General features: G+C 72.0%; 17 protein-coding genes. All 17 read left to right on the top strand.

The features are described 5' to 3' along the window. The first annotated feature begins 2 nt into the window (after positions 1-2). Entirely contained in the window at positions 3-1,103 is a 1,101-nt protein-coding gene (locus C8N24_RS27370; RefSeq protein WP_121256146.1) for a DUF58 domain-containing protein, read from the top strand. After that, entirely contained in the window at positions 1,100-1,534 is a 435-nt protein-coding gene (locus C8N24_RS27365; protein WP_121256144.1) for a hypothetical protein, read from the top strand. Before C8N24_RS27370 ends, C8N24_RS27365 begins: the two co-directional genes overlap by 4 nt. Continuing rightward, positions 1,531-3,798 carry a transglutaminaseTgpA domain-containing protein gene (locus tag C8N24_RS27360; RefSeq protein WP_121256142.1) on the top strand — a complete coding sequence of 756 codons (2,268 nt, stop codon included), beginning with the start codon at positions 1,531-1,533 and terminating at the stop codon, positions 3,796-3,798. The genes C8N24_RS27365 and C8N24_RS27360 overlap by 4 nt, the downstream gene beginning before the upstream one ends. 17 nt (positions 3,799-3,815) lie before the next feature. Further along, positions 3,816-4,175, top strand: coding sequence for a tetratricopeptide repeat protein (locus C8N24_RS27355; RefSeq protein WP_121256140.1), 360 nt, complete (start codon positions 3,816-3,818; stop codon positions 4,173-4,175). 105 nt (positions 4,176-4,280) lie between these two features. Further along, positions 4,281-4,697, top strand: coding sequence for a ribosome maturation factor RimP (locus tag C8N24_RS27350; protein ID WP_121256138.1), 417 nt, complete (start codon positions 4,281-4,283; stop codon positions 4,695-4,697). Between the two features lie 5 nt (positions 4,698-4,702). Beyond that, complete coding sequence (gene nusA / locus C8N24_RS27345; RefSeq protein ID WP_245971984.1) at positions 4,703-5,974, top strand: transcription termination factor NusA; 1,272 nt, start codon at positions 4,703-4,705, stop codon at positions 5,972-5,974. A gap of 70 nt (positions 5,975-6,044) precedes the next feature. Continuing rightward, entirely contained in the window at positions 6,045-6,290 is a 246-nt protein-coding gene (locus C8N24_RS35635; RefSeq protein WP_121256136.1) for a DUF448 domain-containing protein, read from the top strand. After that, positions 6,263-8,623: a translation initiation factor IF-2 gene (infB, locus tag C8N24_RS27335; protein ID WP_121256134.1), complete on the top strand. Its 2,361-nt coding sequence runs from the start codon at positions 6,263-6,265 to the stop codon at positions 8,621-8,623. The genes C8N24_RS35635 and infB overlap by 28 nt, the downstream gene beginning before the upstream one ends. 7 nt (positions 8,624-8,630) lie before the next feature. Then, positions 8,631-8,948, top strand: a complete 318-nt coding sequence (locus tag C8N24_RS27330) for a DUF503 domain-containing protein (protein WP_121256132.1) — start codon at positions 8,631-8,633, stop codon at positions 8,946-8,948. Then, positions 8,945-9,289 carry a 30S ribosome-binding factor RbfA gene (gene rbfA / locus C8N24_RS27325; RefSeq protein WP_245971983.1) on the top strand — a complete coding sequence of 115 codons (345 nt, stop codon included), beginning with the start codon at positions 8,945-8,947 and terminating at the stop codon, positions 9,287-9,289. The genes C8N24_RS27330 and rbfA overlap by 4 nt, the downstream gene beginning before the upstream one ends. Next, the gene (locus C8N24_RS27320; RefSeq protein WP_245971982.1) at positions 9,289-10,275 is read left to right on the top strand and encodes a DHH family phosphoesterase; all 987 of its coding nucleotides are present in this window, start codon (positions 9,289-9,291) and stop codon (positions 10,273-10,275) included. Before rbfA ends, C8N24_RS27320 begins: the two co-directional genes overlap by 1 nt. Before the next feature lie 5 nt (positions 10,276-10,280). Next, positions 10,281-11,069, top strand: coding sequence for a tRNA pseudouridine(55) synthase TruB (gene truB / locus C8N24_RS27315; protein WP_121256128.1), 789 nt, complete (start codon positions 10,281-10,283; stop codon positions 11,067-11,069). Continuing rightward, positions 11,066-11,944 (top strand): riboflavin biosynthesis protein RibF, encoded by an 879-nt coding sequence (gene ribF, locus C8N24_RS27310; RefSeq protein ID WP_121256126.1) that lies wholly within the window; start codon positions 11,066-11,068, stop codon positions 11,942-11,944. The genes truB and ribF overlap by 4 nt, the downstream gene beginning before the upstream one ends. 54 nt (positions 11,945-11,998) lie before the next feature. After that, positions 11,999-12,889 (top strand): GGDEF domain-containing protein, encoded by an 891-nt coding sequence (locus tag C8N24_RS27305; protein WP_121256124.1) that lies wholly within the window; start codon positions 11,999-12,001, stop codon positions 12,887-12,889. Next, entirely contained in the window at positions 12,886-13,155 is a 270-nt protein-coding gene (gene rpsO, locus C8N24_RS27300) for a 30S ribosomal protein S15 (RefSeq protein WP_121256122.1), read from the top strand. Before C8N24_RS27305 ends, rpsO begins: the two co-directional genes overlap by 4 nt. Before the next feature lie 11 nt (positions 13,156-13,166). Next, positions 13,167-13,613: a redoxin domain-containing protein gene (locus tag C8N24_RS27295; protein WP_121256120.1), complete on the top strand. Its 447-nt coding sequence runs from the start codon at positions 13,167-13,169 to the stop codon at positions 13,611-13,613. 79 nt (positions 13,614-13,692) lie between these two features. Further along, positions 13,693-14,109: a DsbA family protein gene (locus C8N24_RS27290; protein ID WP_211340163.1), complete on the top strand. Its 417-nt coding sequence runs from the start codon at positions 13,693-13,695 to the stop codon at positions 14,107-14,109. The last annotated feature ends 14 nt before the right edge of the window (positions 14,110-14,123 follow it).

Raw genomic sequence — 14,123 nt, 5'->3', positions numbered from 1 at the left:
TCGTGCGCTCCGCTCTCGGCTGCGCGGCGCTCGGAGCGGTCCTGCTGATCGTGGCGGGCACGTTCGACGCCGAGCCGCTGTACGTGACGGGCGCCGCGCTCCTGCTCCTCGGGGCGGGCGCGCTGATCTGGATCGGTGTCGGCTCGATGGGCGCGAAGCTCACGCGTGAGATCGGTGCCCGCTCGGTCGTCGAGGATCAGCCGCTGCAGGTCAAGCTGTTCGCGCATGCGGGGCGCTTCCCGCTGCCGCCGGGCTGGATCGACGAGCCGCTGCTGCCCGAGCCGCTGCGGCTCCCGGCCGCGCGCCGGCAGGCGCGCGTGCGGATCGAGGTCACCTTCGGACGGCGCGGCCGGCGCAAGCTCCCGCCCCCCGCCCTGGTCCTGCGCGACCCGTTCGGGCTCGCCCAGCGCGTGATCACCGGCCCCGCCACCGACGAGGTGCTCGTCCTGCCGCGGGTCTTCCCGGTGAGCGTCACCGCGGGCGGGGGAGACGCGACCCCGGCGCACGCCCGCGCCTCGCTGCTCGCGGCGGCGGAGACCGAGGTCGACGGCCTGCGGCCCTGGCGTGAGGGCTCGCCCGCCTCGCGCATCCACTGGCAGTCGTTCGCGCGCGGCGCCGGCCTGATGGAGCGCAAGCTGATCTCCGAGGCCGACTCGCGCCCGATCGTGATCCTCGACCCGCGCGCGCCCGCCGAGCCCGAGCACCTCGACGCCGCCGTCCGGGCCGCGACCTCGCTGGCCGTCTACTTCGCCAAGCGCACGGGCTGCTCGTTGCTGCTGCCGGGCGACCGTCGCGCGGCCGTGATCGAGCCGGACATGGCCACCTGGCCGCCGCTGCACGTCCGCCTCGCGCTCCTCGGCGAGGACGTCGGCCCGTCACTGGCCGCCGCCCAGAACCGCCGCGGCCTGGTGATCTACGTCGCCGCACGCGTTGTCGACCGCGCCCCGCGCGGCCTGGGCCGCACCCCGGGCGGCTGCCTGATGGTCGTCCCGGGCCAGATGGGCGGCCGCCGCCCCCTGCTCGAGGTCGCGGGTTGCTACGGCTACCCGGCCGGCCGCCACTCGGGCGGCGCCGCGGTCGCCGCCCTCGAGGGCGCCGCATGAGCACGGCGGCCGCGCCGCGCGTCCGCCGAGCCGCGGCCCCGCTCGCCGCGGCCCCGCTCGCGCCGCCCGTCGCCGCGTCGCTCGCGCCGCCCCCGCGGCTCGCCGCCGCGTCGCTCGCGCCGCCCCCGCGGCTCGCCGCCGCGCCGCTCGCGCCGCCCGTCGCCGCGTCGCTCGCGCCGCCCCCGCGGCTCGCCGCCGCGCCGCTCGCGCCGCCCGTCGCCGCGTCGCTCGCGCCGCCCCCGCGGCTCGCCGCCGCGCCGCTCGCGCCGCCCGTCGCCGCGTCGCTCGCGCCGCCCCCGCGGCTCGCCGCCGCGCCGCTCGCGCCGCCCGTCGCCGCGCCGCTCGCGCCGCCCCCGCGGCTCGCCGCCGCGCCGCTCGCGCCGCTCGCGCTGCCCTTCGCCGCGTCGCCCCTCGTGGAGGCCGTGTCGTGAGCGCGGCCATCCCCGCGCACCGCGATCCCGCCGTCGTCGCGCGGCCCGTCTCCGCGCCGGCGCCGCGCGTCCGTGCCGGCGCGGGCACGCCGGTGTTGCCGGTGGCGGTCGCGCGGCTGCTGCCGTTCCTCGCGCTCGTCGCCTGGGGGTCGCTGCACTGGATGCAGCTGCTCGAGCCGGCCGAGACGGGCCGCGGCTGGCTCGTCGCGCTCGTCGGGCTGGTGGCGGCCGGGCTGATGCTCGCGGCCGGGCGGCTGCCGACGACGAAGGCGCGGACGCTCGGGGCGATCGCCGCGCTCGTCCCGATCGCCGCGCTGATGCTGCTGGCCGGGCGGGTGGCGGACGAGCTGGTCCTGCCGACCGGGTGGGGAGAGCTCGCCGGCGGGATCTCGCGAGCGCTCTCGGACCTGCCGGGCATCCGCGTGCCCTACCGCGGGCTCGACGACTGGGTGCGCACGGTCATCCCGCTCGGCGGCTCCGCGCTCGTCGCGTTGGCCGCGGTGCTGGCGTTCTGGCCGCGCCGCAGCAAGCTCGGGTTCCCGGGCCTCGCGCTGCTCGCGCTGATGACGCTCTACGTGGTGCCGGTGGTCGCGCTGGTGATGGAGCACGAGTTCCTGCGCGGCGCGCTCTTCACGCTGCTGATGGTCGCGTTCCTGCGCCTGGAAAAGCTGCGCCGGACGGATGCGCTGATGGCGGGCGTCCTCGCGCTCGTCACCACCCTGGTCGCGTTCGCGGCGGCGCCGGTGCTCAACCGCGACCAGCCGTGGTTCGACTACGAGACGTGGGCGGCGGAGACGTCGACCTCCAAGTCGACCACGTTCAGCTGGGAGCACAGCTACGACGGCCTCCACTGGCCGCGCGACGGCCGCGAGCTGCTGCGGGTCGCGGCGCAGAAGCCCGCGTACTGGAAGGCCGAGAACCTCGACATCTTCGACGGCGAGAAGTGGGTGCGCAGCCGGATGGGCTCGACGACGCCCGACGTGCCCGACGACGACCCGCGGCTCGTCAAGCGCTCGACCCAGAAGATCAAGGTCTCCATCCGCAACCTGCGCACCGACCGGTTCATCACGGCCGGCTACGCGTTCGACGTCGACATCCCGCGGCTGGACGACCTGCCGACGCTGGACGGGCTGTACGTCGCGCCGCGCACGCTGCGCCGCGGTGACGCGTACACGGCCGAGGTCTACACGCCACGCCCGACCGAGAACCAGCGCCGCCGCGCGAGCACGGACTACGACGAGTCGCTGCAGGAGTACACGGCGATCGTCACCGCCGACCCCACCGTCACCGGCTCACCGCGCAACTTCATCCGCTTCCCGTTCTTCGGCGAGGACCCGGACGACCTCTTCACGCGCGAGGGCACCTTCGGCAACCCGATGGGCCTGCTCGAGCAGGCCGGGCTGAAGCGCACCTACGACCTCGCGCGCGAGCTCGCCAACGGCGCCGACACGCCGGAGGACTACGTCCAGCGCGTGCTCGCCTACCTCGGAGACACGACGCGCTTCACCTACAGCGAGACCCCGCCGCCGGAGGCGCACACGCTCGAGGGCTTCCTGTTCGACGCCCGCCAGGGCTACTGCCAGCAGTACTCGGGCGCGATGGCGCTGCTGCTGCGGATGGCCGGCATCCCCGCGCGGGTCGCGACCGGCTTCTCGACCGGTGCCACCGACACCAAGACCGGTGAGTACGTCGTCCGCGACTTCGACGCGCACTCGTGGGTCGAGGCCTACTACCCGGGCTACGGCTGGCTGACGTTCGACCCGACCCCCGCCGCCAGCCCCGCGCGCAGCCAGCCCGCGGACGCGGCGTCGGTCAGCGGCAGCTCGTCGCCGACCGGCGCGCCGCTCACGCTGGCCGACCCGCTCGAGGACCGCGGCGGCGGCGTCGCGGTCGCCGAGGAGGCACGCCCGTGGTGGCACTACGCGCTGCTCGTGCTCGCCGGCCTGGCCGTGGTCGCGCTGGCCGCGGTCGCCGTCCGTCGCTGGCGCGCCGGCGCGCCGCCCGCGCTGTCGGAGCTCGAGCGCGCCCTCAAGCGCACCCGCCGCGTGCCGGCGACGGGCACGACGCTGCACGCGCTCGAGCTGCGCTTCGGCCAGCGCACGCCGGAAGCCGCCGGGTACATCCGGGCGCTCCGCGAGAGCCGCTACCGCGACGAGCCGGCGCGCCCGACGCGCGCGCAGCGGCGCGGCCTGCGGTCCGAGCTCGCACGGGGAGGAGGCGTGCTCGGCCGCCTGCGCGCCTGGTGGGCCCTGCCGCCCCGCTGAGGCCTACAATCCAGGGGATGGACGATGTCTATGACCTCTACCAGCGAGGAATGGCGCTGCTGGAGGATGGGCACTTCCACCAGGCCACGGTCCCGCTGCAGAAGGCGCGCGACCTGGACCCGGAGAAGACCTCGATCCGCGAGGCGCTCGGCCGGGCGTACTACCGCTCCGGCAACTACGAGCCGGCCCGCGCGGAGTTCGAGGCGGTCGTCGACCGCGCGCCCACGAACGACTACGCGCTGTTCTGCCTCGGCCGCAGCCTGATGCAGCTGGGGCGCAACCGCGAGGCCCGCAAGCCGCTCACGCTCGCCGCCAACATGAACCCCCGCCGCCGCGACTACGCGATCTACCGGGATCGTGCGCGCAATGCAGCCTGAAAGTGGCGTCCGCTGCTAACCTGAACGGACAAGCTTTTCGCGGCCGGTAGGCCACTTTGGGAAGCGGGCGAAGAGCCCGCTTTTTTTATGAATAAGGGAGGTGACATGAGCAATATCCAGGCCGAGATCGAGGCCCGTCTGGCGGAGACGGAACCTGAGGTCGAGGTGCTGCTCGCCGAGGTCGTCGGAGGCGACCTTGTTCGCCTCTTCATCGACCATCCGCAGGGCGTGTCGCTCGACCTGTGCGAGCGCGTGACCCTCCAGCTGCCGGAGCTCCGCGAGCGTTACGCGCTCGAGGTCTCCAGCCCGGGGACGCAGCGCCCGCTCTCGAAGCCGGAGCACTTCCGCCGCTACGTCGGGCGCAAGGCGAAGGTCCGCACGCGGGAGGCCAAGGACGGCCACAAGACGTTCACCGGCGAGTTGCTGAACGCCACCGACGACACGGTCACCGTTGCCGCGTCGACCGGCGTCGTGTCGATCGCCTACGCCGACATCCACCGTTCGAATCTCGTGGGAGACTGAGGCCTATGTCCGCTGAGATCGTCGAAGCCGTAAAGACTCTCGGGCGCGAGAAGGGCATCTCCGAGGAGAAGCTGATGGGCGCGCTCGAAGACGCGCTGCTCAGCGCGTACAAGAAGCAGCCCGGCGCGGCCCGCTACGCCCGCGTGCGCATGGACCGTGACTCCGGCGACTTCATCGTCGAGGAGTTCCTGCTGCCCGAGGACCTCGAGGACCAGCTCCTCGACGAGGCCGAGGAGCAGGCGACCGGCGCGCTCGAGCGCCGCGTGGACCCGGAGACGGGCGAGGTCATCATCCCGGAGGCTCCGGACATCGACCCCGCTCGCCTGAGCGAGTTCGAGGACCAGATCGAGATCCGCGACGTCACGCCGCACGACTTCGGCCGCATCGCCGCGCAGACCGCCAAGCAGGTCATCCTGCAGCGGATCCGCGAGGCGGAGCGCGACATGATGTTCGAGGAGTACCGCGACCGCGTGGGCGAGCTGATCACCGGCATCGTCCAGCAGTCCGACTCCCGCTACACGCTCGTGCAGCTGCGCGAGCGCGTGGAGGCGCTGCTGCCCAAGTCCGAGCAGGTCGACGGCGAGCGCTACGACCACTCGCAGCGCATCAAGGCCGTGATCAAGGAGGTCTCCTCCTCGACGCGCGGCCCGAGCATCATCGTCAGCCGCCGTGACCCGGAGCTGATCAAGAAGCTGTTCGAGCTCGAGGTGCCCGAGATCGCCGACGGCCTGGTGGAGATCACCGGCGTCGCCCGCGAGCCCGGCTACCGCTCGAAGATCGCGGTCGTCTCCCACGCTGACGGCGTGGACCCGGTCGGCGCCTGCGTGGGCCCGCGTGGCTCCCGCGTGCGCATGGTCGTGTCCGAGCTGCGCGGCGAGAAGATCGACATCATCCCGTACAACGAAGAGCCGGCCCGCTTCGTGGCGAAGGCCCTCAGCCCCGCGCGTGTGCGCGAGGTGCTGGTGGACGACACCAACAAGCAGGCCACGGTCATCGTCCCGGACGACCAGCTCAGCCTGGCGATCGGCCGCGAGGGGCAGAACGCCCGTCTGGCCGCCCGCCTCACCGGTTGGCGCGTGGACATCCGGAGCGAGACCGAGTTCGCCAAGGACGAGGACACCGGCTACGGCGAGGAAGAGGAGACCGGCGGCCGTTGCGCCGCGATCCTCGGCAACGGGCGTCGCTGCCCGAACGCCAGCCTGCCGGGGTCGCGCTACTGCGGCCTGGACTCGCACCAGGCGCTCGCCAACCAGGACACGGACCGCGTCAGCGCGTAGTTCCAAGCCGAGCAGCACCGCCGCCCCGCCCCGAGCGTCCGAGCTCGAGGCGGGGCCTCGGCGCCGTTGCGTGGGCTGCGGAGCGGTCGAGCCACGGGCTCGATTGCTGCGCTTCGCTAACGTGGACGGTTGCGCGGTGCCGGATCCTCGCGCGTCCCTGCCAGGTCGGGGCGCCTGGCTGCATCCAGTCCGCGACTGCTTCGAAGCCGCGACAGCCCGTCGTGCCTTCAACCGCGCGTTCCGCGCGCCCGTGTCCCTCTCACAGGAAACCGTAGACTTAACCCAAACATGGCCAAGAAGCGCGTCCACGAGCTAGCCAAGCAATATTCGATGCCTCTCCCGGAGGTCATCAAGCGCCTGAATGCGTACGGACTTGACGTGAAGGCTGCCGCGACCGCCGTGGACGAGAAGCTCGCCGACGCTGCGCTCACCGGTAAGCCCAAGCCCAAGGCCGCCGCTGCCAACGGCGCTGTCGCCAAGAAGCCGCCGGCCCAGCCGCTGCAGGCCCGTGCCGGCTTCGGCCACGGCACGGCCCGCGCCCCGCGCGCGGAGAACATCGCTCCGCCCAAGCCGAAGGCGAAGCCCAAGCCCAAGCCCGGCGCCCGCGACGGTCAAGGCCCCGGTGGCCGCGACCAGCAGCGCCGTCCTTCCCGTACCAGCCTTCAGGGAGACCGGGGTCCCGGCGGCGGCGGCGTTCGCCGCGTCGTCATCGACTCGCAGGCCTCGCGCCGTCCGGGCGGCCCCGGCGGCCCCGGCGGTCCCGGCGGCGGCCCTGGCCGTCCCGGCGGTCCCGGTGGCCCTGGCGGTCCCAACCGTCCGCCGCGCCGTCGCGGTGGCCGTCGCCGTCGCGGTACCTACGAAGAGCCCGTCGCGCAGGACACCAGCTCGCTGAAGGCTGACGTCATCCGCGTCAACTCCGGGTCGACCGTCAAGGACGTCGCGGAGTACCTGGGCGTGCCCGTGCCGGAGGTCATCAAGAAGCTGATGGGCCTCGGCGAGATGGCGACCCTGACGCAGACGCTGACCGACGAGGCGATCCAGGTGCTCGCCGACGAGTTCGAGAAGCAGATCGAGATCGTCACGGCCGCCGAGGACGCGAACGCGGACCCGACGTACGAGGACGAGGACGAGGATCTCGAGCCGCGTCCGCCGGTGATCACGATCATGGGTCACGTCGACCACGGCAAGACGTCGCTGCTGGACGCGATCCGCGAGTCCGAGGTGGCCGCGGGCGAGGCCGGTGGCATCACGCAGCACATCGGCGCGTACCAGGTCCACAAGAACGACAAGGTCATCACGTTCCTGGACACCCCGGGCCACGAGGCGTTCACCGCCATGCGTGCCCGTGGTGCCGAGGCGACGGACATCGCCGTGATCGTGGTCGCCGCCGACGACGGCGTGCGCCCGCAGACCCGCGAGGCCGTCGACCACGCGAAGGCGGCCGACGTGCCGATCGTCGTGGCGGTCAACAAGATCGACAAGGAGGGCGCGCAGCCCGACCGCGTCCGTACGGAGATGACCCAGCTCGGCCTCCAGCCGGAGGAGTGGGGCGGGGACACGATGTTCGTGGACGTGTCGGCCAAGACCCATGCCGGTCTCGACGACCTGCTCGAGGGCCTGCTGCTGACGGCCGAGATCGAGGAGCTCACCGCCAACCCGGACGCCGATGCGTCCGGCACGGTGATCGAGTCCAAGCTCGACCCGGGCCGTGGCGCCGTCGTGACCGTCCTGGTCCAGCGCGGCACGCTCAAGATCGGCGACGCCATCGTCGCGGGCGCCCACTGGGGCCGCGTGCGGGCGATGTCGGACTACAAGGGCAAGCGCGTCAAGACGGCGACCCCGGCCGAGCCGGTCGAGGTCCTCGGCTTCGACACGGTCCCGGAGGCGGGCGAGTTCGTGCGCGTCGTCGAGAACGACCGCAAGGCGCGTCAGATCGCCGGCGAGCGTGCCCACCGCCTCAAGCAGGAGGCGCAGGCGCGGCGTGGCGGCATCAAGTTCTCGCTGGCGAAGCTGTTCGACCAGCAGGGCGGTCAGAAGGAGCTCGGCGTCGTCATCAAGGCGGACGTCTCCGGTTCCCTGGAAGCGTTCGAGGACGAGATCGCCAAGCTGCCGCAGGACGAGATCCTGGTGCAGATCGTGCACTCGGGCGTCGGCGGCATCACCGAGTCCGACATCAACCTGGCGGCGGCGTCCGAGGCGATCGTGATCGGCTTCAACGTCCGCCCGGTCGGCGAGGCGGCGCTGCTCGCCCAGCGTGAGGGCGTCGAGATCCGCACGTACTCGATCATCTACCGCGCGATCGAAGAGCTCCGTGACGCCATGGAGGGCATGCTCGCGCCGGAGACCGTCGAGGACATCGTCGGCACGGTCGAGGTGCGCGAGACGTTCCGCGCGTCCAAGATCGGCATCATCGCCGGCTGCATGGTCACCGACGGCAAGGTCACGCGCGGCGCGAAGGTGCGCGTGATCCGTGACGGCTCGGTCGTGCACGACGGCGAGATCGGCTCGCTGCGTCGCTTCAACGAGGACGTGCGCGAGGTCCTCACGGGCTTCGAGTGCGGCATCGTGCTCGCCAACTTCCAGAACGTGCAGCAGGGCGACACGCTGGAGGTCTACGAGACCCGACAGGTGGAGCGCAAGCTCTCCTAAGACGATCGTGGAAGAGCACGCGTACGTGGTTCTCATGCGCGTGCATCTGTTCTTTCCGGAGGTCGGCTCGCTGAAGGGCAAGCGAGCCGAGCTCAACCGCGTAAAGGCGCTCCTCCGGGAGCGCCTACACGTTTCCGTGGCTGAAGTGGCTCACCAAGATTCCTGGCAGCGTTCGACGCTCGCGGTCGCGATCGCGGCCCGCTCCGTGACGCTCGCCGAGCACACCGTCGACACCATCCAGCGTGCGCTGGACGGCCGATTCCCACAGGGGGTTCGCCTTGAATACCGGCTCGCATCCTGGGAAGACCTGGAGTCACTAGGATGACCTCCGATCGGATGCGTCGGGTCAACGAGGCCGTGAGGGAGGTCTTGTCCGCCGCGATCACCACAGAGCTGAAGGACCCGAGGGTCGGATTCGTCACCGTGACCGCAGTCGAGACATCGCCTGACATTCGCCATGCCCGCGTTTTCGTGTCGGTGCTCGGCAACCCCGGCGAGCGCCGGCGGACGTTGCAGGCGCTCGACAGCGCACACGGTTTCCTCCAGCGCCGCGTCGGGTCCGAGCTGCGGATGAAGAACACGCCGCAGCTGCAGTTCGTCTACGACGACACGCCGGAGCGCGGAATGCGGATTACAGAGATTCTCGATCAGGAAGACCCGTCCTGATGGGGGGATCGAACGGGTCGCGATCGGCGCGGGACGAGGTGTTGCAGGCGATCCGCGGACACGAGCGGTTCTGCCTGACGACGCACGAGCGCCCGGACGGCGACGCCGTCGGCTCGCTCGCGGCCATGCAGGGCGTGCTGGCGGCCCTGGGCAAGGACGCGTTGGCGTTCCTGCCCGCCGAGGAGTTCCCGCTGCCGTACGAGTACCGCTTCATCGAGCTCGACGGCCTCGTCACCGAGCCGCCCGCCGACCTGAGCGAGCGCGTCCTGATCTTCCTCGACTGCGGCAACATCGACCGCTCGCCGGTCGGCGACGCGGGCGCGCAACTGGTGGTCAACGTCGACCACCACCACGACAACACCCGCTTCGGCGCGATCAACCACGTCGACCCGCACTCCTCGTGCACGGCCGAGATGGTCTGGGACCTCGCGCACGGGCTGGGCGTCGAGGTGTCCACCGCGGTGGCGGACGCGCTCTACGTCGGCCTGGTCACGGACACCGGCCGCTTCATGTACGAGAACACCGGCCCGCGCGCGCACGAGATGGCCGCGGAGCTGATCGCGAACGGCCTGCAGCCGCACGAGATCTACCGGCACCTCTACGAGGGCGTCCCGCACGGCAAGCTCGTGCTGCTGGCGCGCGGCCTGACGAACGTCGAGCGCTTCGACGGCGGCCTGCTGACCGTCACGCAGCTCACCGCCGACGACTACCGCGTGGCCGGCGCCGACGAGTCCTTCTCCGAGGGCGTCGTGGACCACTTGCGCTCCGTCGAGGGCACCGCGGTCGCGGGCCTCGTGCGCGAGCAGCTGGGCGGCAGCGGCACGCGCAAGGTCTCCCTGCGCGCCACCGACGACCGCGTGGACGTCTCCGCGATCGCGCGGGCGGGCGGCGGCGGTGGCCATCGCCGCGCGGCCGGCTTCTCCACCGAGCTCGAGTTCCCCGAGTTGGTCTCGTTCCTGCGGGAACAGCTCGCCCAGCAGCTCTGATCGCCATGAACGACGGAGTACTGCTGGTCGACAAGCCCGCCGGGGTCACGTCACACGACGTGGTGGCCCGGATCCGACGCGGGCTGCCGAAGGGCACCAAGGTCGGGCACGCGGGCACGCTGGACCCGTTCGCGACCGGGCTGCTGCTGATCCTGGTCGGGCGCGCCACGCGCGTGCAGCGGTTCCTGATGGCGCAACCGAAGCGCTACGAGACCGTCGCGCGGCTCGGCTACACGTCCACGACCGGTGATCCGGAGGGCGAGATCGAGCCGGGGGACATGCCCGGCGAGCTGCACCTGCCGACCGGCGTCATCACGCAGCGTCCGCCCGCCTACAGCGCCGTCAAGATCGGCGGGAAGCGCGCTTACGCGCTCGCCCGCGCGGGGGAGACGGTCGAGATCCCCGAACGCCAGGTGTTCGTCGCGCGCTTCGACTGCGAGTGGCGCACGGAGGACCGCGCGGCGTTCGTGATCGAGTGCTCGTCGGGGACGTACGTGCGGTCGCTGATCATGGAGCTGGGCGACGCGTACTGCGTCGAGCTCCGGCGCACGCGGATCGGCGACTTCGACGTCGCCGACGCGTCCGAGGAGCGCCTGATCTCCCTGGACGACGCGCTGGCGTTCATGCCCGCGGTGGAGCTCACCGGCGAGGCGGCCGCGAAGGCCGCCCACGGCGTCGCCGTCCCGGGCAGCGCGCACGGCACCGTCCGCCTGCGCGACGAGGACGGACTGATCGCGCTCGCGGAGCCGCGTGAGAACGACCTCCTGAAGCCCGTCGTAGGCTTCCGGGCGTGAAGACGACCTGGCTGCCAGATGCCGACCGTCGCGAGCGCCGGCTTGCCGTCGGCGAGTTCGACGGCGTCCACGTCGGCCACCGGGCCGTGATCGACGGCGCCGACAGCGTCCTCACCTTCGAGCCGCACCCGCGCACGGTGGTGGCGCCGGAGGCCGCGCCCAAGCTGCTGACGACGCTCGCGCAGAAGGCCGACCTGATCGCCGGGCTCGGGGTCGAGGAGCTGATCGTGGTCCCGTTCGACGGGGCGCGGATGGGGCAGACGGCACAGGAGTTCATCGACCACGAGCTGATCGAGCGACTCGGTGCCACCTGGGTGTCCGTGGGCGAGAACTTCCGCTTCGGCAACCGCGCACGCGGCGACGCGGCGCTGCTGAGCGAGCAGGCCGCGTTCTCTACGCGCGTGACCGACATGGTCGAGCTCGACGGGGAGATCGTCTCCTCGACGCACATTCGCGGGCTCGTCGCCGGCGGGCAGGTCGCCGAGGCCGGGCGCTTCCTCGGCGCGCCGTTCGAGACGCGCGGGATCGTCGCCCACGGCGACAAGCGCGGCCGCACGCTCGGCTTCCCGACCGCGAACCTCGTGCCCGACCCGACGCTCGCGGTGCCCGACCACGGCATCTACGCGTGCCGCGCGATCGTGCCCGGGATGGGGGAGTGGACAGCGGCGGTGTCGATCGGCGTGCGTCCGACGTTCGTGACCGGGCGCGGGCTGCTCGTCGAGGCGTTCCTGCTCGACTTCGACGGCGACCTCTACGACCGCGAGCTGCGGCTGCAGTTCGTGGACCGGATCCGGGGCGAGAAGCGCTTCGACTCGGCGGAGGCGCTGATCGAGCAGATGCACCGTGACGTGGACGAGATCGCGCGCTTGGTCTGACAAGTAGCCGTTCGTCCGAGTCTTGACTCGGCGTCAACGGGGTAACGAACGAACATGCGGGTGCTGCTGGCCCATGCCTTGACCCCGAAGCGCCGCCGGATCGCACGGGTCCTGGCCGCCGCCGGGCACGACGTACGCGAGACGGATGATCCTGTCGCCGCGCTCGCGCACTGCCGGGCGTGGGAGCCCGACGTGGCGCTCATCCACACCGACATCAGCGGCGACCTGGTCTGCGACATCAAGTCCGACCCCGTGGCCTACGGCACCGCGATCCTCCTGATCGAACGCCCCGAGCTGTCGCCGGACGCGGCGGTGGAGGGCATGCGGCGTGGCGTGCAGGACTACCTGATCGAGCCGGTCGCCGACGGGGAGGTGCTCACCCGCGTGGAGGCCGCCGCGCGCACGAAGGAGCTCCAGCACGAGCTGGTCGCCCAGGGCGCCCGCCTGGAGGCGCTCCTGCGCGAGGACGCGCTCACCGGGCTCTCGAACCGCCGCGCCATCCTCACCCAGCTCGCGGGGATGGTCTCCGGCGCCCGCCGTCACGGCCACCCGCTCTCGGTCGCGGTCTGCGACATCGACCACTTCAAGCGCGTCAACGACACGCACGGGCACAAGGTCGGCGACGAGGTGCTGGTGGCCGCCGCCCACGCCATGGGCACGCACCTGCGTCAGGAGGACCAGCTCGGCCGGCTCGGCGGCGAGGAGTTCCTCGTCCTGCTGCCCGACACCGACGGCGACGCCGCGATGCACGCCGCAGAGCGCATGCGCGAGGAAGTGGCGGCCGCGCCGACGCCCGTTCCGATCACCGTGAGCATCGGGATCGCGACCTGGGAGGACGGGGAGACACCCGAGACGTTGCTCGCCCGCGCGGACGAGGCGCTGTACGCAGCGAAAGACGCCGGGCGTGACCGCGTGCTGGCTGCTACTCTGCACGACCGCACATGAGCATGACCGCAGAGCAAAAGCGCGAGATCATCTCGCGGTTCGGCAAGGACGAGAACGACACCGGCAAGACCGAGGTCCAGGTGGCGCTGCTTACGCATCGCATCAACCACCTGACGGAGCACCTGCGCGAACACAAGCATGACCACCACTCGCGCCGGGGCCTTCTGATGCTCGTCGGTCGCCGCCGTCGTTTCCTGAACTACCTCCAGAAGAACGACCTCGAGGGCTACCGCTCGCTCATCCGCGAGCTCGGCCTGCGCCGCTAGGTAGGGCTGGCGTGGTAGTCGAGGCCGGCCAACCCGCGCCCGACTTCACGCTGAGGACGGAAGAGGGAGAGCCGTTTACGCGCGAGCACCTGCTCGGGCGTACGTCGGTGCTCGTCTTCTACCCGTTCGCCTTCTCGCCGGTCTGCACGGACCAGCTGTCGGTCTACAACGACCTGCTGGAAGACTTCACCGCACGCGGCGCGACGCTCTACGGAGTGTCGTGCGACGCGTCGCCCTCGCAGTCCGCGTTCAAGCAGCAGCTGGGCGTCGAGATCCAGCAGCTCTCGGACTTCGAGCCCAAGGGCGCGACCTGCCGCGCGTTCGGCGTCTACCACGAGGGTGGGTTCGCGGAGCGCGCACTCGTCATCGTCGACCCGGACGGCACGGTGCGCTGGAGCCACCAGGCCGAGAACCCCGGCGTCCTCCCGGGCGCCAACCTCATCTTCGACGCGCTGTAGGAGCCCTCTGAGCGACCTCGGCTCGTCCCCGCTGGCCCCGGTGGGGCCGGATGACCATGTGCGCGGGGACGGTCGCCTGGTGATCGTCTACGGCGACTACGAGTGCCCGTTCTGCGCGGTGCTCGACCAGCGGCTCGCGGAGCTGGACGTGCGGGTGTGCTTCCGGCACTTCCCGGTGCGCTCCTCGCACCCGCGTGCCTGGCCGGCCGCCTGCGCGGCTGAGGCGGCCGCCGAGCAGGGCGCGTTCTGGCCCATGCACGACGCGCTGTTCGCCGACCAGGGCCGCCTCGAGGACCCGCACCTCTGGTCCCGCGCCGAATCCCTGGGCCTCGACGTGGAGGCGTTCGACGCCGCCCGCCGCTCCGCGGCCGTCCTCGCCCGCGTGAAGGCGTCCTTCCGCGCCGGCGTGAGCTGCGGTGTCGTCACGACGCCGTCCGCGTTCCTCGACGGCGTGCTGCACCCGGGCCGCGACGTGCTGGCCGCGCTCGGAACATAAAGGCCCTGGGCCTT

The organism is Solirubrobacter pauli (assembly GCF_003633755.1).
GTDB classification, from domain to species: domain Bacteria; phylum Actinomycetota; class Thermoleophilia; order Solirubrobacterales; family Solirubrobacteraceae; genus Solirubrobacter; species Solirubrobacter pauli.
Note: the sequence above shows the minus strand (reverse complement) of the source record. Positions and strands in the feature narration are given on the sequence as shown.

Coding starts and splice junctions, on each gene's coding strand:
- rpsO (WP_121256122.1), top strand. CDS start 12,886: ATGAGCATGACCGCAGAGCAAAAGCGCGAGATCATCTCGCGGTTCGGC.
- infB (WP_121256134.1), top strand. CDS start 6,263: ATGGCCAAGAAGCGCGTCCACGAGCTAGCCAAGCAATATTCGATGCCT.
- C8N24_RS27320 (WP_245971982.1), top strand. CDS start 9,289: ATGGGGGGATCGAACGGGTCGCGATCGGCGCGGGACGAGGTGTTGCAG.
- C8N24_RS27305 (WP_121256124.1), top strand. CDS start 11,999: ATGCGGGTGCTGCTGGCCCATGCCTTGACCCCGAAGCGCCGCCGGATC.
- rbfA (WP_245971983.1), top strand. CDS start 8,945: ATGACCTCCGATCGGATGCGTCGGGTCAACGAGGCCGTGAGGGAGGTC.
- C8N24_RS27365 (WP_121256144.1), top strand. CDS start 1,100: ATGAGCACGGCGGCCGCGCCGCGCGTCCGCCGAGCCGCGGCCCCGCTC.
- truB (WP_121256128.1), top strand. CDS start 10,281: ATGAACGACGGAGTACTGCTGGTCGACAAGCCCGCCGGGGTCACGTCA.
- C8N24_RS27350 (WP_121256138.1), top strand. CDS start 4,281: ATGAGCAATATCCAGGCCGAGATCGAGGCCCGTCTGGCGGAGACGGAA.
- C8N24_RS27355 (WP_121256140.1), top strand. CDS start 3,816: ATGGACGATGTCTATGACCTCTACCAGCGAGGAATGGCGCTGCTGGAG.
- nusA (WP_245971984.1), top strand. CDS start 4,703: ATGTCCGCTGAGATCGTCGAAGCCGTAAAGACTCTCGGGCGCGAGAAG.